Raw genomic sequence first — 18,188 nt, forward strand, 5'->3', positions numbered from 1 at the left:
GCATCATAGGCAGGGCCTCGACGCCGCATATGATTTGAGCAATGCATTGCGCTGACAGCTCGGTTAATCGCGCCGACGATACGAATCGACGCGCGGGACAATCGCGCCTTTCGTCGGCGGGTGCGGTTTAGCGCGATGGATTTCGTTGGCTGGAGGCGCCTGATCGGGCAGCTTGAGGCAAACCAGAAGCGGAGGCATGCCGTTGACCGATCTTTGCGCCGAAGACCTCGCAACCATCTATGCCAAGCCATCGCCGCGCGTCATTGCGAAAGCGCGGCCCGCGATCGATGCGCATGCGAAGAAATTCATCGAGATGTCGCCGTTCTGCGTGCTCGCGACATCGGGAGCGGACGGCAGCGTCGACGCTTCGCCCCGCGGCGGCAGCATCGGCTTCGTCCACGTTGCCGGTCCCAACCAGCTGTTGATGCCCGATCGCTCCGGCAACAACCGGATCGACAGTTTTCGCAACGTCGTCGAAGGCTCGGGCTTCGTGCACCTGTTGTTCTTCGTACCAGGGATCGACGAGACGCTGCGCGTCGGCGGACGCGGCACGTTATCGGCTGATCCGAATCTGGTTGCCTCGATGATGGAATTCGGCAAGCCGCCGCGCGCGGTGCTGAACGTCGCCGTCAGCGAGGTCTATTTCCACTGCGGCAAGGCGCTGATGCGCTCGAAGCTATGGTCACCGGAGAAGGTGCAGCGCTCGGTGATGCCGAGCATCGTCGAAATCATCCACGAGCAGACCAGCCTCGGTGAGCCGCAGAGTCAGGAGATCGTGGAGGAGCTCTACAAGACGCAGCTGTAGCTGGCGCGACCGGTGTCGTCCCGGCGAAGGCCGGGACGACAGTGGGGAATGCAGCGCTAACGCGCCAGATTAATGCCCCTCGCCTTCGAGCCCGCCGACGTGCTTCTGCGTGTAGAGTTCGATGCCAATACGGCCGATCAGGTCGAGCTGGGTTTCGAGGAAATCGATGTGGTGCTCCTCGTCGCTCATCAGCTTCTCGAACAGGTCACGCGTGACGTAGTCCTTGACGCCATGGCAGTAGGTCGCCGCTTCCTGGTAGAGCGCCCGGGCGCTCATCTCGGCGGCGAGGTCGCATTCGATGATCTCCTTGACGTTCTGGCCGATGCGCAAGGGATCGAGCACCTGCATGTTCGGAAAGCCGTCGAAGAACAGAATGCGCGCGGTGAGCTTGTCGGCATGCTCCATCTCCTCGATCGACTCCTTGCGCCAGACCTTGGCCATGTCCAGCAGGCCCCAATTGTCGAGGAAACGGTAATGCAGCCAATACTGGTTGATCGCAGTCAGTTCGTGACGCAGTGCCTTATTGAGATATTCGATGACCTTTGCGTCGCCCTGCATGGTTCACTCCAGCTCTTGCAGTCCAAATCGGCCCTAAACCGAATTTAGAATGTTTCTAAATGAGTTTGCGGGCGAGGGCAACCGGCTAGTGGGCACGCAGCCGGGGGGAAAAGCTCAGCAGACCATATGGAAGGTTTCAGCAGGCTGCGAGCGCGAACTGAGCGGGTTCGACCGTCTCGTCGTTGGCGGCCACAGTGTGGCTGTGCGGACAGCCGGCACAGCAGGATTGGGCACAAGGACCAAGCGCTTCGTCGATGATGGTTTTGATGGTCCGGGCACAGCGGCCGCATTCGGCGTTACAGCCGAGGCACCCATAAACCTGCTTGGCATGGCGCACGGCGTCGTCGGACTCGGCGACGGCGGCGCGGATGTCGTCATCGCTCAGCACGTTACAAGAACAAACGATCATGGAAGCGGCAGGCCCTTCGGTGATGCGTCAACATCGATATTTAAGGGGGCGGCCGGATGCAAAAGGAAAAATCGGAATTTGAAGCTATTCCAAACTGGCTCGCAACGGCCTAGAACGGCTCTAAAATAGGGCGTTGCGCTGGATCAAGATTGCAGCGGACCTAGTCGCCGCCATCGCTGCTGGAACAGCTGCCGCCGTCAGTCGAGCTCCCCGAACTGTCACTGGAAAACCAGCTTCCCAGCGAGAAGCCGTCGCTCGTCCCCGAGTAGCTATCGCCGCTGCTACTGCCTCCATCGCTAGCGGCTGCTGCGCGGGACCGGCGTCCGCGGTTCTGGAGATATGTGATCCAGCCGTAGCCGATCGCGAAGACGATCCCGGCCGCAATCAATGCATTTGCCAACGCGTTGCTCATCATCGCCTCGGAGCTGCGGTCCATACCAATTGGTCGTACCCGGCAAGGGCGCCGTTCATTGATCATTCAAGCGAAGTATGGAACTCTGCCCCCAAAGAGTTCCGCATGATTGTGCGAAAGGTCAAGCCAATGAAGAAGTCGCTCGTGGCAGCCGCTGCCATCGTCACTCTGGTCCTGACGGCCGGAGCACCCGCCCATGCGCAACGCGGCGTCGCTGCGGGCGTGGCGGCCGGGATCATCGGCGGCGCCATTGTCGGTGGCGCGCTGGCATCTCCGTATTATTACGGACCTGGCCCCGGCTATTACGAGCCCGGCTACTATCCGCCCCGCTACTACGCTCCGGGCCCGGGCTATGTCGCCGACGACTATTACGGCGGCGGGTGTGTCTGGCAGAAGCAGCGCTTCTGGGACGGCTACGCTTGGCGCGCCCGCCGCGTCAGGGTCTGCGGCTGAGTCGCCGTGAACCGGTTCATTACGGAGGCGCCGTTCATCTTGGAGCCTGAAAAAGACCGCTTTTTCTCGTCACAGCTCCGTGTGCGTTTACCGTGGATTGACCATTTGCGCGCTTCCTAGCCCAACGGTCAATTCCATCAGAGTGTGCGTGAACCTTTGAAACCCGGGCGCCTCTAACAAGGTGAGCCCATCTCCCAGGAGAGCCCTGAGCATGAAGAAGACTTTAGTTGCTGCCCTCACGGTTGCGACAGTCGCCGGTTCGCTGGTGACCGCGACACCGTCCGCGAAGGCGCATGATGGCGTCGGCGCCGGCATCGCGGCCGGCCTGATCGGCGGCGCGATCGTCGGCGGCGCCATCGCGTCGAGCCGTCCCGCCTATGGCGGCCCCGTTTACGTGGCTGAGCCCCCGCCGCCCGCGCCCTGCTACTGGCGGCGTGAGCGGTATTGGGACGGCTACGGCTGGGTCGTCCGCCCGGTCCGCGTCTGCTACTGATCCGATCGCGTGGCGCTCAGACGCGCCGCGAACGAAGCCCGGCCGAGCATCTCGGCCGGGCTTTTTCTTTTGCTGCGCTATCGCGCAGCCTGGATCGAGCGCAGCACCTCTTCGTTCGGCCAGCAATCGACCTTGAGGCCCGCCGACTTCTGGTAGGCACCGAGCGCGGCGCGGGTCTGCATGCCCGCCTTGCCGTCGATCTTGTCCTTGTAGAGCCCGATGCGCGTGAGACCGCGCTGCATGGTCTCGACGTCCTTGGTGCGCAACTGCTTCGAAGCTGACCAGGGCGTTGCGAAAGGCAGCGGGCTGGTCATGCGGTCACTGAGATGGCCGACGAACAGCACGTAGAGATCGGAGAAATTGTACTCCTTGATGACGAAGTAGTTTTTCGTGGTCAGGAACGACGGGCCGTAGATCCCTTCGGGCTGGAGCAACGAGGCCGGCTGCGCCTGCTCGGCCGCGCTGAGTTTCTGCCCGCGCACCGGCACGAAGCCTTCGCGCAGCCACTGGCCGATCGGCTTCGTCACCTCGGGCACGCCGGTGGTGCAATCGAGCTTGGCCGGCGCCTGCACCTCGTAGGCCCAGCGCACGCCACTTTGCCAGCCCTTGTTGACGAGTTGCTGCGCGGCGGACGCCAGCGCATCCGGCACCGAATGCCAGATATCGATGCGGCCGTCGCCGTCGAAATCGACGCCGTGCTTGTAATATTCGGACGGCAGGAACTGAGTGAGGCCGGTCGCACCGGCCCAGGACGAGCGCATGTCCTTGCGCGTCACCACGCCCTCGCCGAGGATCTTCAGCGAGAGGATGAACTCGTTGCGGTACTGATCCTTGCGGCGTCCGACATAGGCCTGTGTCGCCAGCACGCGGACGAGATCGTAAGGCAGCGTGTAGCGGCCGTAATCGGTCTCACGGCCCCAGATCGCGAGCATGACGGTCGCAGGTACACCGGATTTCTTTTCGATCTCGGTCAGCGCGGTGCGATATTTTTGCAGCAGCCGCTGCCCCTCGCCTGCAAGCCGTGCGATTGAGGCTTCCTTGACGTAGTCGGCGGGCACCTGCACGAACTCGGCCTGCGACGGCGCACCGGTGGCGGGCCGACCCGGCAGGATCAGATCGGGCAGCTTGTAGTCGGGCTCGAGCCCGCGCGTCTGTTCCTCGAAGGTCGCGCGCGAGACGCCGGCGGCCTGCGCCTCGGGCCACAGCGAGGTGATGAACTGTGTGAAAGCTGCGTCGGCGGCGCGGGCGGGCGACAGGCCACAAGTGACAGTGATCACCGCAGCGATGAGCGCCCGCCACATCATGCCGGAATCACCGCGTCAGCTTCTTGTACTTCACGCGGTGCGGAATGATGCTGTCCTGGCCGAGTCGGCGCATCTTGTCCTTCTCGTAATCCTGGAAGTTGCCCTCGAACCATTCGACATGGCTGTCGCCCTCGAACGCGAGGATGTGCGTCGCGATGCGGTCGAGGAACCAGCGATCGTGGCTGATGATGACAGCGCAGCCGGCGAAATCCTCCAGCGCCTCTTCGAGCGCGCGTAGCGTATCGACGTCGAGGTCGTTGGTCGGTTCGTCGAGCAGCAGCACGTTGGCGCCGGACTTGAGCATCTTGGCGAGGTGCACGCGGTTGCGCTCTCCGCCGGAGAGTGCGCCGACCTTCTTCTGCTGGTCGGCACCCTTGAAGTTGAACGCCGAGCAATAGCCGCGCGAGTTCACTTCCTTCTTGCCGAGCAGGATCAATTCGTTGCCGCCGGAGATCTCCTCCCACACGGTCTTCTTGCCGTCGAGCGCATCGCGCGACTGATCGACATAGCCAAGATGCACGGTCTCGCCGACCGTGATCGTGCCGGAGTCCGGCTTCTCCTGGCCCGTGATCATCCTGAACAAAGTGGTTTTGCCGGCGCCGTTGGGACCGATGACGCCGACGATACCACCTGGCGGCAGCTTGAACGTGAGGTCGTCGATCAGGAGACGATCGCCGAAGCCTTTGCTGAGCCCCTCGAAATCGACCACGTTGGCGCCGAGCCGCTCGGCGACCGGGATGATGATCTGTGCGGTCTGGGTCTGCTTCTCGCTCGCCTTCTTGAGCAACTCCTCATAGCGCTGGTAGCGCGCCTTGGACTTGGCCTGGCGCGCCTTCGGCGAGGAGGCGACCCATTCCTGCTCGCGGGCGAGCGTCTTCTGATGCGCGGCGTCCTCGCGGCCTTCCTGCTCGAGGCGCTTCTGCTTCTGCACCAGCCACGACGAGTAATTGCCCTCATAGGGAATGCCGCGGCCGCGGTCGAGCTCGAGGATCCAACCCGTCACGTTGTCGAGGAAATAGCGGTCGTGGGTGACGATCAGGATCGCGCCGGGATAATTGCGCAAATGCCCTTCGAGCCACGACACGGACTCGGCATCGAGATGGTTGGTCGGTTCGTCCAGCAGCAACAGCTCGGGCTGGTCGAGCAGCAGCTTGCATAGCGCGACGCGGCGGCGCTCACCGCCGGAGAGTTTCGTCACATCGGCATCGTCGGGCGGGCAGCGCAGCGCGTCCATGGCCTGGTCGACCTTGCTGTCGAGGTCCCAGAGGCCCTGGACCTCGATCTCGTCCTGGAGCTTGGTCATCTCGTCCGCGGTCTCGTCCGAATAATTGACCGCGAGTTCGTTGTAGCGGTCGAGAATCGCCTTCTGCTTGGCGACGCCCTGCATGACGTTCTCGCGCACAGAAAGCTTGGGATCGAGCTGCGGCTCCTGCTCGAGATAGCCGACGCGGGCGCCTTCGGCGACCCAGGCCTCACCGGTGTATTCCTTGTCGAGGCCGGCCATGATCTTGAGCAGGGTCGACTTGCCCGAGCCGTTGACGCCGAGCACGCCGATCTTGGCGTCCGGGTAGAAGCTCAGATGAACGTTATCGAGCACCTTCCGGGTCGGGTAGCTCTTGGTCAGGCCCTGCATGAAATAGATGAACTGGCGCGCCATCGGTCCCGTGAAACCTTCGATTTGAGGAAATTTGCTGCCGCCGATGTAGCGATCCCGCCCCCAAAGGGCAATGTTTTCCGTCCGTTCACCACGGTTGAATACGGAACGGACACCATCCGGCCACCGATCCGGACAATTGAAACCATCTTTTAATAAATCAGGCCAAAGCTCGGTGTCGCGCGGAAACAGCGCCACCCGCTCAGAATGAACGGCGAGCACAGCGAGACAGCGTCATGGCCATGATCGAGACCAACTCTCTCCCTGGTCCGGCAGACGCCGGGCAGGTCTCCGGATTCGTTTCGGAGATCCAGAGCTTCTGGAAGCGCTTTTTCGCCACCGCCTTCAACCCGTACCGGCCCGAATTGCACTATATGCGCGGCCCTGGCCCGGCCTGGCGCGCCAAGCACGGCATGGATGCGCCGTTCCGCCTGAAGCCCCGCGACCTCTGAGCCTGCCCCCAACGATTTTTTGAAGACGTCAGCTGCTTGCGCGCAGGCATGATTGCGCGCAACCATGGCCCGGCTCCGACGAGGGCGCCCCCTCGCTCGCGCCGTCACCTCTCGCCATGGATGAAATGCTGATGACGCGGCTGCGCTGTGCAATTCTCGACGATTATTTCAACCTCGCCCTCGACGTCGCCGACTGGCCAAAGCTCTCCGACCGCGTCGATGTCACCGTGTTCAGCCACCCATTTGCGTCCGAGCAGGCCGCGGCGAGCGCGCTGGCCGACTTCGAGATCATCTGCGCCATGCGCGAGCGCACGGCATTTCCGAAGAGCCTGCTCGACAAGCTGCCGAAGCTGAAGCTGCTCTTGACCTCCGGCATGCGCAACGCCGCCATCGACATGGAGGCCGCGAAGGTGCGTGGCGTCGCCATCGGCGGCACGCAATATTCGCGCGATCCGACCGCCCCGCTCGCCATGGGCCTGATCCTGGAACTGACCCGCGGCATCGGCCGCGAGAATGCGCGCATGCATGCCGGCGAGCCCTGGCAGACCTTTGCCGGCATCGAGATCGAGGGACTGACGCTCGGCATCGTCGGGCTCGGCAAGCTCGGCAGCAAGATGGCAGGGATCGCCAAGGCGTTCGGCATGAACGTGATCGCCTGGAGCCCGAACCTGACGCCGGAGAAGTGCAAGGAGGCCGGCGTCGGCTACGCCAGCAAGGATGAGCTGTTCGCGAAAGCCGACATCGTCACCATCCATGTGGTGCTGAGCGAGCGCTCGCGCGGGCTGGTCGGCCGCGCCGATCTCGCGCGGATGAAGCCGACCGCCTTCCTCGTCAACACCGCGCGCGGGCCGATCGTGGACGAGCAGGCGCTGCTCGAGGCCTTGCAGCAGAGGAAGATCGCAGGCGCCGGCTTGGATGTGTTCTCGGTCGAGCCGCTGCCGGTCGATCATCCCTTCCGCAAGCTCGACAACCTCGTGTTGACGCCGCATCTCGGCTACGCCACTGCGGACGGCCTGCGCATCCATTACGGCCAGATGGTCGAGGCGATCGACGCCTTCACCAGGGGCGGCAAGCTGCCGCGCAAGCTGGCCTGAAACGCCATGAAATCGGGATGATCATCGCTCGCTGCAAGCGTTGTTGAGCATGATCTCAGGCCGCCGAGCGCTGGCCGGCGGAAGAGCTTGCGGCGTCGGCAAAGCCATCACGCCAGGACGGGTGTGCCGGCAGCCAAGCCAGTTCGCGCTTGGCCTTGGCGTTGGAGGCGCCGCGCACCTCGGTCATCATCGCCGTCATATGCTCGCCCGCAAGCAGCCGCCCGAGCCATGCGGGCACGTGAAGCGGCGGCTTGGCACCGAGCAATTCGGCGAGCGCCGGCAGCCAGTCCCTGACCAGGGCCGGACGGTCGTCGACGATATTGTAGATCTCGCCCGCGCGTCCGCGCTCGATGGCGGCGACCGTCGCAGAGGCGGCATCTTCGGTGTGAATGAATGACCAGTAGCCACCGCCATCGCCGATCACCGGCACGCGCCGGCGACGAAGCTGCTCTCTCATCTGCGGCGACAGCGTGCCGGTGTCCGGGCCATAGAAGAATCCATAGCGCAGCACGATCCCTTCGGGCGCAGTCGATGCCAGCACCGCGCGCTCCAGGTACTGGATAGCTTCCAGGGTGCGGCGAAGTTCCTGCGGCGGATTGGGGTCAAGCTGATCCGCTTCTGTCTTGATCGCTCCCCCGTCGGGGCTGAAGGTCCAACCGCAGAAGCTCTGGGCAATGAAGCGCTTGGCGCCGGCCTCGCGCGCGGCCGCGAGCAGAATGTCCGTTCCGCGAGTGCGCAACTCGTTGGTTCTCGCGAACGCGCGATCGAAATGCCGCAGGTCGGTAGCTGCGGCGAGATCGGTCATCTCATGGATGACCACGTCCGGCCGTGCCGCCTTTACGGCCGCGCGCATGCTCCCCGCATCGAGACCATCAGCAACGACGGATTCGGCACCAAGCTCCTCGAGAAGGCCGGACTTCGCGGCGCTCCGGGTTGAGGCGATGACCGAATGACCGGTGGCGACAAGGAGGGGGACGAGCTTGCGACCGACGGCACCGGTGGCGCCCGCAACAAAGATTCGCATCTTGTGTTTCTCGCATTCGTGGCAACCAGCCGGGACGTAGTTGACCCCGGCCCGGATTCAAGCGAGCGAACGTGCGGACGCGGCGGAAAGGATGCGTCAAATGATTACGGCGCGTGGCCGAAGCGCACGCGCCGTTTCTCGATCGATGTTTGAGCGATCGGCCTAGCGCACGGTGACCGGCGCAGGCAACGGCGGCACCACCGTCGGCTGCGTGCCCGGGACGGGACCGGCCTGGGCGGCCATCGGAGCCGGACCGGCAGCACCCGGCGTCGGCGCAGCGGATGCGGTCGCCGTTCCCGGCGGCGGGCCGCCCGGCAGCACCACCACGCGGGTGCCGACCTTGACGCGGTCGAACAGGTCGGAGACGTCCTCGTTCAGCATGCCAATGCAGCCGGAGGAGACGAACTTGCCGATCGTCGAGGGCTGGTTGGTGCCGTGGATGCGGTAGACGGTCGAGCCGAGATACATCGCGCGGGCGCCGAGCGGATTGCCGGGGCCACCGGCCATGAAGCGCGGCAGATAGGGCTGGCGCTCGATCATTTCGGTCGGCGGATGCCAATCCGGCCACTCGGCCTTGCGGGTGATCTTCTGCACGCCGGTCCAGGTGAAGCCGTCGCGGCCGACGCGGACGCCGTAGCGGATCGCGCGGCCGTTGCCGAGCACGTAATAGAGGTAGGTGTGTGGCGTATCGACCACGAGCGTGCCGGCCGGCTCCTTGGTCTGGAACGCGACTTCCTGGCGGCGCAGGTTCTGAGGCAGCTGCGCGGGAGCAGCATCCGGCTGCTCCTCGGGCGGTAGCGACGCGATCGTCATCGGCCGGCCATCGGCGCCGACGGGCGGCTGGCCGGCCTGGACCGTACCGGTCGCGGCGGGACCACCAACGGCCTCCGGCGGACGCAGGCCGTCATTGGCCGGTGCCTGGCCCGGACGATTGGCATAGATCACCGGCGGCGGACCGGCGGGCCGGCCGTAACGGGGATCGTCGGGCGACATCACGGGGCCTTGGGGCGGCGCTGCCGAGTAGACCGGCGGAGCGCCGGCCGGGCGGCCGTAACGCGGATCATCCGGCGACATCACCGGGCCCTGCGGGGCGGCCGAATAAACCGGCGGCGCGCCGGCCGGACGGCCGTAGCGCGGATCGTCCGCCGGTCCGGGCGGCGGCAGCGAGGCCTGCGGCATCGCGTCGTCGTCTTCGTCCAGGGCGTCGAAGTTCGGCGTGCGATCGCCCGGACGATATTCAGCCGGAGGGCCATAGCCCGGCGCCTGCTGGACCGGATAGCTCTGAGCTTGAGCGAGCGAGGTTCCCGCCGCAGCGACTGTCGCGGCAGCGCATATCGTCAGAAAGTGTTTGATCATCATCGCTCTTGTATAGTCCCCAAGCCCGATCGGACCGTTAACGGCCAGATGACGGAAGATAGCGGCACATTCAAGACGTATCAGGCTCATTTGCGCCGGATTTGCCGATTTGTGATCCGCAAGACTACCGTTGCCCCGTTGCATCACGGGGGCGGAAATCGCATCGCGCCGTCAATTGCCGCGGTGTTCGGCCTCGAATTTAACGAAGCGATGCCGAGCGTTGCGATATGGTCGAATCAGCCTGATTCGTCACCTTTTGAGCTCCGATCCCGGCGTGGCGAACGCGGCACTCAGTACCGTCACCGCGTTCAGATGGCTCTTGGGCCCTGGCCATTTGGTCGCCGGGGCGGAAATTCGCAACCCCTCGATGCTTCCCGGCTTTCGCTTCCTGTTTGCCGCGATCCTGCTGTCAACCTCCATCCTGGTGTTCGGCCTAGGGGCCGCCGCGCTGCTGCGGGCGAGCCATGAGCAGTATGTCAGCAGCCCCTCCTGGCGAAACGGCCCGCAGGAGAAGGTGTTTGCGCAGGCGCCAGAGCCGGCTCAGCCCGTGCTCGCGGTCTTACAGGCGGAGCCGGAGATCACCGCCGATCCCGCACCCTCGGTGCGCGACCAGGTGCCGACGATCGGGCTGCCGGTGAGTGAGCCCGAGCCGCTGGTCGCAGCAACGAGCGAGACCGACGTTCAGCCGGAGGTCACTGAAGCCGCGCCCCAGGCCCAGGCTCCGACCGCCGAACCCCTCACGGCCGAGACCACGCCGGACGCCGCAGCGCCGGCTCCCACCGACACGCTCACCCCTGCCGACACCACGGCATCGGTCCCCGAGACGCAGCCGGCCGCTGCCGTAACAGTCAGCGAGCCGCCGGCTGATTCCAGTGTTGCCTTTGATTCCAGTGTTGCCCTGACCTCCTCGGCGCTCGCTGTCGCCGCGACCAAGAGGGCCGCGGTAGACGCCCCGGCGACGACGGCGATGAAGGATGCCCCGGCGAAGCCCAAGGCCGAGGGCAACAAGACGGGGAGCAGCGCCTCCGACAGCAAGGCGACCAAGCGCAAGGCGAAGGTCACGAAGCGGCACCGCGTGGTGCGGCGCCCGCCGCCTCAGCAGTTGCAGCAACAGCTCGATCCGTTCGGACAGCGGCAGACGCTCGCAACAACGGTCACACGCACCCGCCAGTAAGGTCACGCCGGCCCGGTCGCGATCGGCGGGCCGCCGGCCTGGCCCCATTCCGACCACGAGCCGTCATAGAGCGCGGTGTCGGTGATTCCCAAGCGATAGAGCGCGAGCGTCAGCACGCCTGCCGAGACGCCGGAGCCGCAGCTCGTCACGATCGGCGCATCCAACTTGACGCCGGCGGCGGTGAAGGCGGCGCGGAGCTCGTCAAGCGGCTTCATGGTGCCTGTTTCCGCATCGAACAACAGATTATAGGGCACGTTGCGGGCGCCGGGAATGTGGCCGGAGCGGATGCCCGGCCGCGGCTCCGGCGCGCGGCCCTCGAAGCGGTCGGCGGCGCGCGCGTCGATCACCTGCTCGGCCCGGCTTTCGACATTGGCGATCAGCTGCTGCATGCTGCGCACGCGCTTTGCATCATAGCTCGCCTTGAATGTCGCCGGCTTCGGCTTCACCTCGCTGCTCTCGACCGGACGGCCCTCAGCGCGCCACTTCTTCAGGCCGCCATTGAGGATGCGCACATTGCTGTGGCCGTAAGACAGGAACATCCACCACGCGCGCGGCGCCGCGACCCAGCCGCCGGCATCGTAGATCACCACCGTATCGGCATTGGAGATGCCGAGATTGCCGACGTCGCGGCCGAACTGCTCGGCGCTCGGAAACATGTGCGGCAACGGGTTCGAATGATCCGACACCGCATCGACGTCGAAGAACACAGCGCCCGGCAGATGCGCGGCGAGATAGTCGTCCTTCGGCAGCGGCAGCACGCCGGGCAGCTTGAAGCTGGCGTCGAGGACCTTGACGTTGGTATCGTCGATGTGGGCGGCGAGCCATTCGGTGGAGACGAGGGGGTCGGTGGCGGTCATGCGAGGTCCTTCCTTGTGGTCATTCGGGCGCGCGTCGCGCGAGCGAGGACGATGCAGCGTCTCCGCTGTCATCGCCCGGCTTGCCGCCTTCGCCAAGGCTTCGGCGGGTCGAGCACTCCTATGGGCCTCGGCGTAGCCTTGGCGGAGCCGGGGCCGGGCGATCCAGTACTCCGAGACGGGTGTGATTCAACCGATAGGCCGCAGCGTACTGGAATCCCCGCCTGCGCGGGGAATGACGAGGCCCTCATCCCTTCTTCTTCGGCACCCATTGCTCGGTCGGCCCACCGGCATCGCGCCAGGCGGCGTAGCCGCCGGCGATGTGGGCGACGGGCTTGAGGCCCATGTCCTGCGCCGTCTTGGCGGCGAGCGCGGAGCGCAAGCCGCCGGCGCAATGGAAGACGAACTTCTTGTCCTCCTGGAAGATCGGTTTTGCGTACGGGCTCTGCGGATCGATCCAGAACTCGAGCATGCCGCGGGTGCAGGCGAACGCGCCGGGAATGCGGCCGTCGCGCTCGATCTCGCGGGGATCGCGGATGTCGACGATGACGACATCGCCGTTCTTGGAGATCTCGATGGCGTCCTTGGCGGAGAGCGTTTCGATCTCGGCATTGGCCTCGTCGATCAGCGCCTTGATGCCGCGGGTGATGGTCTGGGGCATGTTTGTTCCCTTCTTCTCTTCCGTCATTCCGGGGCGATGCGCAGCATCGAACCCGGAATCTCGATCGTCACACGCCATCTCGAGATTCCGGATCGGCCGCGCTGCGGCCGTCCGGAATGACGGTGGATCGCATCAGTGCGTCAATTCCTTCATCGCACCTTCCAGCCCCTCGATCGTGATCGGATACATGCGATTGGCAAAGATGCGTTTGATGATGGTGGTCGATTCTGAATAGTCCCAATGCTTCTGCTGCACCGGGTTGAGCCACACCGCATGCGGATAGGTGCGGATGATGCGGTCGAGCCAGACCGAGCCGGGCTCCTCGTTGACGTGCTCGACCGAGCCGCCCGGCACCATGATCTCGTAAGGCGACATCGAGGCGTCGCCGACGAACACGACCTTGTAGTCGTGAGGATATTTGTGCAGCACGTCCCAGGTCGGGGTGCGGTCGGTGAAGCGGCGCTTGTTCTGCTTCCACACGCCTTCGTAGAGGCAGTTGTGGAAATAGAAATATTCCATGTGCTTGAACTCGCTCTTCGCCGCCGAGAACAGCTCCTCGACCTGCTCGATATGCGCATCCATCGAGCCGCCGATGTCGAAGAACACTAAAAGCTTCACCGCATTGCGCCGCTCGGGCCGCATGTGGACGTCGAGATAGCCGTGATTGGCGGTCTCGCGGATCGTGGTGTCGAGATCGAGCTCGTCCGGCGCGCCGGTACGCGCGAATTTGCGCAGGCGGCGCAGCGCCACCTTGATATTGCGAATGCCGAGCTCGACATTGCCGTCGAGATCCTTGAACTCGCGCCTGTCCCACACCTTCACGGCACGGTTGTTGCGGTTCTTCTCCTGGCCGATGCGCACGCCTTCGGGATTGTAGCCGTGGGCGCCGAACGGCGAAGTGCCTGCGGTGCCGATCCACTTGCTGCCGCCCTGGTGCCGTCCCTTCTGCTCCTCGAGGCGCTTCTTCAGCGTCTCCATGAGCTTGTCCCAGCCCATGGCCTCGATCTGCTTCTTCTCTTCCTCGGTGAGATACTTCTCGGCGAGCTTCTTCAGCCACTCCTCGGGGATCTCCGCCTTCTCCATGGCGTCGAGCAGGTTTTCCAGCCCCTTGAACACGGTGCCGAAGACGCGGTCGAACTTGTCGAGATTGCGCTCGTCCTTCACCAGCGAGGCGCGCGACAGATAGTAGAAGTTCTCGACCGTGTAGTCCGCGAGGTCAGCGTCGAGCGCCTCGATCAACGTGAGGTATTCGCGCAGCGTCACAGGGACCTGCGCGTCGCGCAGAGAGGTGAAGAATTGCAGGAACATGGGTGACAGATTGCCCGTCGGGTGCCGAACGTCAAGAGGGCGAAGAACGCCGCGGGGCGCTGGACCGGGTGGCTTTTTGCTCTAGAATTGGCGGCCATAGGGGGACGTTTGCAATGGGAATTGTCGCCGCGCTCATCATCGGCGCGATCGCAGGCTGGCTGGCGGGCAAGATTGTCCACGGGGCGGGATTTGGGTTGATCGGCAACATGGTCGTGGGCATCATCGGCGCGCTGGTCGCGAGCTGGGTGCTGCCGCAGCTGCATATTGCGCTCGCCACCGGCACGGTCGGCGCTATCGTGGACGCGACGATCGGGGCGGTGATTGTGCTCGTCATCCTTTCGCTGATAAAACGGGTCTGAAAGCCTGACCGAACCAGGAACGGCCGCTATGTGCGGCCGTTCGTTTGTCGCGGCCGGGGCCGACGCCCCTCGCTGACAGCTACCTAAGGACACGCAATGAAATTTACCGGCACCAAGGACTATGTTGCGACCGACGACCTCAAGGTCGCCGTCAATGCCTCGATCGTGCTGGAGCGCCCGCTGCTCATCAAGGGCGAGCCCGGCACGGGCAAGACGGTGCTGGCGGAGGAAGTGGCGAAGGCGCTGAACGCGCCGCTGCTGACCTGGCACATCAAGTCCACCACCAAGGCGCAGCAGGGCCTCTACGAATACGACGCGGTGTCGCGCCTGCGCGACAGCCAGCTCGGCGATACCAGGGTGTCCGACATCAGGAACTACATCAAGCGCGGCAAGCTGTGGGAGGCCTTCACGAGCGAGCAGCGCCCGGTGCTGCTGATCGACGAGATCGACAAGGCCGATATCGAATTCCCCAACGACCTGCTGCTCGAGCTCGACCGCATGGAATTCCATGTCTACGAGACCGGCGAGACCATCAAGGCCAAGCAGCGCCCGATCATGATGATCACCTCCAACAACGAGAAGGAGCTGCCCGACGCCTTCCTGCGCCGCTGCTTCTTCCACTACATCAAATTCCCCGACGCCGACACGATGGGCCGCATCGTCGACGTCCACTTCCCCGGCATCAAGAAACGCCTGGTCGAAGAGGCGCTGCGCATCTTCTTCGAGGTGCGCGAGGTGCCCGGCTTGAAGAAGAAGCCATCGACGTCCGAACTGCTCGACTGGCTCAAGCTCTTGCTCAACGAGGACATGAGCGCCGAGCAGCTGCGCGAGCGCGACCCGCGCAAACTGATCCCGCCGCTGCACGGCGCGCTGCTCAAGAACGAGCAGGACGTGCACCTGTTCGAGCGGCTGGCGTTCCTGAGCCGGCGGGAAGTGTAGAGGTCTCGTGTCCCGGACGCGCCGCAACGCGCAATCGTTGCTGCGCAGAGCCGGGACCCAGAAGGCGATCCGGATTGCTCGGAGACATGGGCACCGGCTCTGCAGCGCATCGCTGAAGAAGCGCTAGCTTCGTCCGGGGCACGAGAGTACGGCATGACGCACCACTGCCTCCCCATCGTCATTGCGAGCGCAGCGAAGCAATCCAGAATCTTTCCGCTGAGGCAGTCTGGATTGCTTCGCTGCGCTCGCAATGACGGAGCAAGGGGCATCGGCGTCGTTCTCCAATTCGCATTTGCGTTGCAGACACACGTCCGCATCCTCGCGGCGCATTTCGCCCGAGCTTTGCTTCGTCGCTCCACCCTCAAAACGGCCGAGGGCGCAGGGAAGGCCGGGTGCTGACCTGGCACCCACGGTCCGCCGTGCGAAGGCACGCGCAGAAAAACTGCACAGCGGCATACAGGTGAAGCCCAACACACGGCCTTCCCTGCGCAGTGGTTGGACGGCTTATGCCGTGCTCTCCCGGGAGCCGAATTCCTTCTGGCCTCCCTCACCCCAGCGAAAGTCGCCGACACCGCGCCGGTTGACGCGCATGCCGCATTCGCCAGGGCTTGACCGTAGCAACGACGGCCAGGACCACACGGTTTTGCCGTACGCACGACCCGTTTTTCGCCGCATTATCCTCCGGCGTTGTCGACGTTGCCGGAAGAATGCTGGCGAGACGAACCTGACAGCGCCGCTCGTCCGCACGCGGCCTCGGGCTCACGGAGAGCAATCCGCCCTGCCCTTGATCTCGCGTGCCGACGCTGCCGCGTCCACCGCAACCCGGCCCGCGTTTCGAACGACAGGCGAGACGCCCCTCATCATCGGGCCGGGCTGTCTCGATCTATGCCGCAATTCCGAATTTCGGTAAAGTGGAATATTTTCGCGGGAAGGGATTGACAGCGCCCGGGTGTTTTGCCCGACGTATCGAGTTGCAACGCACACGTGTCCCGGACGCGCTGCAGCGTGCAACGCTGCTGCGCAGAGACAGGACCCAGGAGCCGCGTTGAGATCGGTGGTGAGATGGGCCCCCGGGCTCTGCAGCGCACCGCTCCCGCACGATGCTTCGCATCGCCTAGAGAGCGCTGCGTCGGGGCTCGGGACCTTCCTACGCCACCGCCGCCTCCGGTATCCGCGCGGCTTCCATCGGCTGCTTGCCGCGGATCAGGTCCGAGGCGCGGTCGGCGATCATCATGGTGGAGGCGTTGAGGTTCGCCGAGATCATGCGCGGCATGACCGAGGCATCGATGACGCGCAGGCCTTCGAGGCCGTGGACGCGGAGCTGGTCATCGACGACCGCCCAGGTGGAATCCGCCGGACCCATGCGGCAAGTGCAGCCGGGGTGGAAGGTGGTGGTGCCGCGCTGGGTGGCGGCGTGCAAAAATTCCTCATCGGTGTTGACGTTGGGGCCGGGGAAATCTTCGTAGGCGTAATAAGGCGACAGCGGTGCGGACTTGAGAAGTCTGCGTGCGAGCTTCATGCCGGCGACGATGACGCGGCGGTCGAGCTCGGCGTCAAGATAATTGGTCTGGATGATCGGCGGCGCGAACGGATCGCTGGAGCGGATGCGCACATAGCCGCGGCTTTCCGGGCGCTGCTGCCAGGAGGCGACCGTCATGCCGGGCTCGTCCTCGAGCTGGCCCTGCACGCCTTCTTTGTAGGAGGCCGGCGTGAAGGTAAGCTGGAGATCGGAGCTCTCTGCGGTCTCTCCGGAATGCCAGAAGCAATAGACCATGGTCGGCGACAGCGAGAGCAGGCCGCGGCGTGCCGTCGCCCATTTCGCTGCTTCGACCCAGAGCCGCCAACCGCGGCGAAGCTCGTTGATGGTCTTGATGTCCTTGACGCGCGCGACCGTGCGCGGGGCGTAATGGTCCTGGAGGCCCTCGCCGACGGGGAGCGCGTGGCGCACTTTGATGCCGTGGGCCTGCAACAGATCGGGCGAGCCGATGCCGGAGAGCTGCAGCAGCTGCGGCGAATTATAGGCGCCGCCCGAGAGGATCACTTCCTTGTTGGCGCGCACCTCGACAGGCGTGCCGCCACGGCCGCCCTTCATGTAGCGCACGCCGACGGCGCGCTTGCCCTCGAAGATGATCTCGGTCGCGTGCGCATGGGTGTGCACATGCACGTTGGGGCGCTTCATCGCGGGCTTGAGGAATGCGGTGGCGCCGGAGACGCGCAGGCCGTTGTTGATGGTGCGCTGGCAGTAGGAGACGCCTTCCTGAGTCTTGCCGTTGTAATCGGGGTTGCGGGGGATACCGAGCGAGACCGCGCCTTCCATGAAGGCCTCGCAGAGCGGATCGCGCCAGTTCATGGTCGTGACGATGAGGTTGCCGTCGCGGCCGCGATAGGTGTCCTCGCCCTCGCCGATCCGCTTCTCCAGCCGCCGGAAATAAGGCAGCACGTCGGCATAGCCCCAGCCGCGATTGCCCATCTGCGCCCAGGTGTCGAAATCCATGCGCTGGCCGCGATTGTAGATGTGGCCGTTGATCGAGGACGAGCCGCCGAGCGTCTTGCCGCGCGGCGCGTAGATGCTGCGCCCGCCGGTCCAAGGCCCCGGCTCCTGCTGGTAGGCCCAGTTGATGCTCTTCATGTGGAAGGTCTTGATGAAGCCCGCCGGCAAATGGATGTAGGGATGCCAGTCGGACGGACCTGCCTCCAGCACGCAGACGCTTGTGTTGGGATCCTCGCTCAACCGGCTGGTGAGCACGCAACCGGCGGAACCCGCGCCGACGATTACATAATCAAATCTGTCCATGGTGCCTCAGCCGCCTAGGGTGTCGTGAAGTTGAGTGACGTGCAGCGGCGCTCGCGATCACCTCTCCCCGGAGGGGAGAGTTGAT

General features: G+C 64.6%; 19 protein-coding genes. 8 read left to right on the plus strand and 11 right to left on the minus strand.

The window, feature by feature from the left end; translation table 11 throughout:
* Window positions 1-202: 202 nt before the first annotated feature.
* Window positions 203-805, plus strand: coding sequence for an MSMEG_1061 family FMN-dependent PPOX-type flavoprotein (locus tag IVB01_RS26245; protein WP_247278605.1), 603 nt, complete (start codon window positions 203-205; stop codon window positions 803-805).
* A 69-nt stretch (window positions 806-874) separates the two neighbouring features.
* Here the strand turns inward: IVB01_RS26245 and bfr are convergent, their stop codons facing one another.
* The 3 genes from bfr to IVB01_RS26260 all read right to left on the minus strand — a co-directional run bounded on the left by bfr (window position 875) and on the right by IVB01_RS26260 (window position 2,208).
* Window positions 875-1,363, minus strand: a complete 489-nt coding sequence (gene bfr, locus IVB01_RS26250; protein WP_247278406.1) for a bacterioferritin — start codon at window positions 1,361-1,363, stop codon at window positions 875-877.
* 136 nt (window positions 1,364-1,499) lie between these two features.
* On the minus strand, window positions 1,500-1,772 hold the full coding sequence (locus IVB01_RS26255; RefSeq protein ID WP_247278405.1) for a (2Fe-2S)-binding protein: 273 nt from the start codon (window positions 1,770-1,772) through the stop codon (window positions 1,500-1,502).
* 160 nt (window positions 1,773-1,932) lie between these two features.
* Complete coding sequence (locus tag IVB01_RS26260) at window positions 1,933-2,208, minus strand: hypothetical protein (RefSeq protein ID WP_247473290.1); 276 nt, start codon at window positions 2,206-2,208, stop codon at window positions 1,933-1,935.
* A gap of 105 nt (window positions 2,209-2,313) precedes the next feature.
* On the opposite strand from IVB01_RS26260, the gene IVB01_RS26265 reads away from it, so the two are divergent.
* Both IVB01_RS26265 and IVB01_RS26270 read left to right on the plus strand, forming a co-directional pair.
* Window positions 2,314-2,637: a hypothetical protein gene (locus IVB01_RS26265; protein ID WP_247278604.1), complete on the plus strand. Its 324-nt coding sequence runs from the start codon at window positions 2,314-2,316 to the stop codon at window positions 2,635-2,637.
* Between the two features lie 211 nt (window positions 2,638-2,848).
* On the plus strand, window positions 2,849-3,130 hold the full coding sequence (locus IVB01_RS26270) for a hypothetical protein (RefSeq protein WP_247278404.1): 282 nt from the start codon (window positions 2,849-2,851) through the stop codon (window positions 3,128-3,130).
* A 77-nt stretch (window positions 3,131-3,207) separates the two neighbouring features.
* On the opposite strand, the gene IVB01_RS26275 is transcribed toward IVB01_RS26270, so the two are convergent.
* Together IVB01_RS26275 and ettA are read right to left on the minus strand one after the other, a co-directional pair.
* Window positions 3,208-4,434 (minus strand): lytic murein transglycosylase, encoded by a 1,227-nt coding sequence (locus IVB01_RS26275; RefSeq protein ID WP_247278403.1) that lies wholly within the window; start codon window positions 4,432-4,434, stop codon window positions 3,208-3,210.
* Window positions 4,435-4,441: 7 nt separating this feature from the next.
* Entirely contained in the window at window positions 4,442-6,091 is a 1,650-nt protein-coding gene (gene ettA / locus IVB01_RS26280) for an energy-dependent translational throttle protein EttA (protein WP_247278402.1), read from the minus strand.
* A 233-nt stretch (window positions 6,092-6,324) separates the two neighbouring features.
* Here ettA and IVB01_RS26285 point away from each other — a divergent pair, with 233 nt between their 5' ends.
* Both IVB01_RS26285 and IVB01_RS26290 read left to right on the plus strand, forming a co-directional pair.
* Entirely contained in the window at window positions 6,325-6,540 is a 216-nt protein-coding gene (locus IVB01_RS26285; protein WP_247278401.1) for a hypothetical protein, read from the plus strand.
* Window positions 6,541-6,671: 131 nt separating this feature from the next.
* On the plus strand, window positions 6,672-7,634 hold the full coding sequence (locus IVB01_RS26290; protein WP_247278400.1) for a D-2-hydroxyacid dehydrogenase family protein: 963 nt from the start codon (window positions 6,672-6,674) through the stop codon (window positions 7,632-7,634).
* A 55-nt stretch (window positions 7,635-7,689) separates the two neighbouring features.
* Here the strand turns inward: IVB01_RS26290 and IVB01_RS26295 are convergent, their stop codons facing one another.
* A complete protein-coding gene (locus tag IVB01_RS26295) occupies window positions 7,690-8,658 on the minus strand; it encodes an NAD-dependent epimerase/dehydratase family protein (RefSeq protein ID WP_247278399.1) in 969 nt (322 codons plus the stop codon).
* A 162-nt stretch (window positions 8,659-8,820) separates the two neighbouring features.
* Window positions 8,821-10,014: a L,D-transpeptidase gene (locus tag IVB01_RS26300; RefSeq protein ID WP_247278603.1), complete on the minus strand. Its 1,194-nt coding sequence runs from the start codon at window positions 10,012-10,014 to the stop codon at window positions 8,821-8,823.
* Between the two features lie 367 nt (window positions 10,015-10,381).
* Here IVB01_RS26300 and IVB01_RS26305 point away from each other — a divergent pair, with 367 nt between their 5' ends.
* Window positions 10,382-11,188 (plus strand): hypothetical protein, encoded by an 807-nt coding sequence (locus IVB01_RS26305; RefSeq protein WP_247278398.1) that lies wholly within the window; start codon window positions 10,382-10,384, stop codon window positions 11,186-11,188.
* 2 nt (window positions 11,189-11,190) lie between these two features.
* Here the strand turns inward: IVB01_RS26305 and sseA are convergent, their stop codons facing one another.
* The 3 genes from sseA to IVB01_RS26320 form a co-directional block, all read right to left on the minus strand.
* Window positions 11,191-12,045 carry a 3-mercaptopyruvate sulfurtransferase gene (sseA, locus tag IVB01_RS26310; RefSeq protein ID WP_247278397.1) on the minus strand — a complete coding sequence of 285 codons (855 nt, stop codon included), beginning with the start codon at window positions 12,043-12,045 and terminating at the stop codon, window positions 11,191-11,193.
* Between the two features lie 244 nt (window positions 12,046-12,289).
* Entirely contained in the window at window positions 12,290-12,703 is a 414-nt protein-coding gene (locus tag IVB01_RS26315) for a rhodanese-like domain-containing protein (protein ID WP_247278396.1), read from the minus strand.
* Between the two features lie 132 nt (window positions 12,704-12,835).
* On the minus strand, window positions 12,836-14,011 hold the full coding sequence (locus IVB01_RS26320; RefSeq protein ID WP_247278395.1) for a VWA domain-containing protein: 1,176 nt from the start codon (window positions 14,009-14,011) through the stop codon (window positions 12,836-12,838).
* Window positions 14,012-14,124: 113 nt separating this feature from the next.
* Between IVB01_RS26320 and IVB01_RS26325 the strand changes: the two genes are divergently transcribed.
* Both IVB01_RS26325 and IVB01_RS26330 read left to right on the plus strand, forming a co-directional pair.
* A complete protein-coding gene (locus IVB01_RS26325) occupies window positions 14,125-14,370 on the plus strand; it encodes a GlsB/YeaQ/YmgE family stress response membrane protein (RefSeq protein ID WP_247278394.1) in 246 nt (81 codons plus the stop codon).
* A 96-nt stretch (window positions 14,371-14,466) separates the two neighbouring features.
* Window positions 14,467-15,309 carry a MoxR family ATPase gene (locus IVB01_RS26330; RefSeq protein ID WP_247278393.1) on the plus strand — a complete coding sequence of 281 codons (843 nt, stop codon included), beginning with the start codon at window positions 14,467-14,469 and terminating at the stop codon, window positions 15,307-15,309.
* 1,147 nt (window positions 15,310-16,456) lie between these two features.
* On the opposite strand, the gene IVB01_RS26335 is transcribed toward IVB01_RS26330, so the two are convergent.
* Window positions 16,457-18,103 (minus strand): GMC family oxidoreductase N-terminal domain-containing protein, encoded by a 1,647-nt coding sequence (locus tag IVB01_RS26335; protein WP_247278392.1) that lies wholly within the window; start codon window positions 18,101-18,103, stop codon window positions 16,457-16,459.
* Window positions 18,104-18,188: the final 85 nt, after the last annotated feature.

It is taken from the genome of Bradyrhizobium sp. 164, from assembly GCF_023073715.1.
In the GTDB taxonomy this organism is placed as follows: Bacteria; Pseudomonadota; Alphaproteobacteria; order Rhizobiales; family Xanthobacteraceae; genus Bradyrhizobium.

What these genes read in the sequence shown, in the direction of transcription:
- ettA (WP_247278402.1), bottom strand. Translation starts at nt 6,091, where the DNA reads ATGGCGCGCCAGTTCATCTATTTCATGCAGGGCCTGACCAAGAGCTAC.
- IVB01_RS26275 (WP_247278403.1), bottom strand. Translation starts at nt 4,434, where the DNA reads ATGATGTGGCGGGCGCTCATCGCTGCGGTGATCACTGTCACTTGTGGC.
- IVB01_RS26335 (WP_247278392.1), bottom strand. Translation starts at nt 18,103, where the DNA reads ATGGACAGATTTGATTATGTAATCGTCGGCGCGGGTTCCGCCGGTTGC.
- sseA (WP_247278397.1), bottom strand. Translation starts at nt 12,045, where the DNA reads ATGACCGCCACCGACCCCCTCGTCTCCACCGAATGGCTCGCCGCCCAC.
- IVB01_RS26265 (WP_247278604.1), top strand. Translation starts at nt 2,314, where the DNA reads ATGAAGAAGTCGCTCGTGGCAGCCGCTGCCATCGTCACTCTGGTCCTG.
- IVB01_RS26255 (WP_247278405.1), bottom strand. Translation starts at nt 1,772, where the DNA reads ATGATCGTTTGTTCTTGTAACGTGCTGAGCGATGACGACATCCGCGCC.
- IVB01_RS26330 (WP_247278393.1), top strand. Translation starts at nt 14,467, where the DNA reads ATGAAATTTACCGGCACCAAGGACTATGTTGCGACCGACGACCTCAAG.
- IVB01_RS26320 (WP_247278395.1), bottom strand. Translation starts at nt 14,011, where the DNA reads ATGTTCCTGCAATTCTTCACCTCTCTGCGCGACGCGCAGGTCCCTGTG.
- IVB01_RS26285 (WP_247278401.1), top strand. Translation starts at nt 6,325, where the DNA reads ATGGCCATGATCGAGACCAACTCTCTCCCTGGTCCGGCAGACGCCGGG.
- IVB01_RS26295 (WP_247278399.1), bottom strand. Translation starts at nt 8,658, where the DNA reads ATGCGAATCTTTGTTGCGGGCGCCACCGGTGCCGTCGGTCGCAAGCTC.
- IVB01_RS26315 (WP_247278396.1), bottom strand. Translation starts at nt 12,703, where the DNA reads ATGCCCCAGACCATCACCCGCGGCATCAAGGCGCTGATCGACGAGGCC.
- IVB01_RS26325 (WP_247278394.1), top strand. Translation starts at nt 14,125, where the DNA reads ATGGGAATTGTCGCCGCGCTCATCATCGGCGCGATCGCAGGCTGGCTG.
- IVB01_RS26290 (WP_247278400.1), top strand. Translation starts at nt 6,672, where the DNA reads ATGACGCGGCTGCGCTGTGCAATTCTCGACGATTATTTCAACCTCGCC.
- bfr (WP_247278406.1), bottom strand. Translation starts at nt 1,363, where the DNA reads ATGCAGGGCGACGCAAAGGTCATCGAATATCTCAATAAGGCACTGCGT.
- IVB01_RS26260 (WP_247473290.1), bottom strand. Translation starts at nt 2,208, where the DNA reads ATGGACCGCAGCTCCGAGGCGATGATGAGCAACGCGTTGGCAAATGCA.
- IVB01_RS26300 (WP_247278603.1), bottom strand. Translation starts at nt 10,014, where the DNA reads ATGATCAAACACTTTCTGACGATATGCGCTGCCGCGACAGTCGCTGCG.
- IVB01_RS26270 (WP_247278404.1), top strand. Translation starts at nt 2,849, where the DNA reads ATGAAGAAGACTTTAGTTGCTGCCCTCACGGTTGCGACAGTCGCCGGT.
- IVB01_RS26305 (WP_247278398.1), top strand. Translation starts at nt 10,382, where the DNA reads ATGCTTCCCGGCTTTCGCTTCCTGTTTGCCGCGATCCTGCTGTCAACC.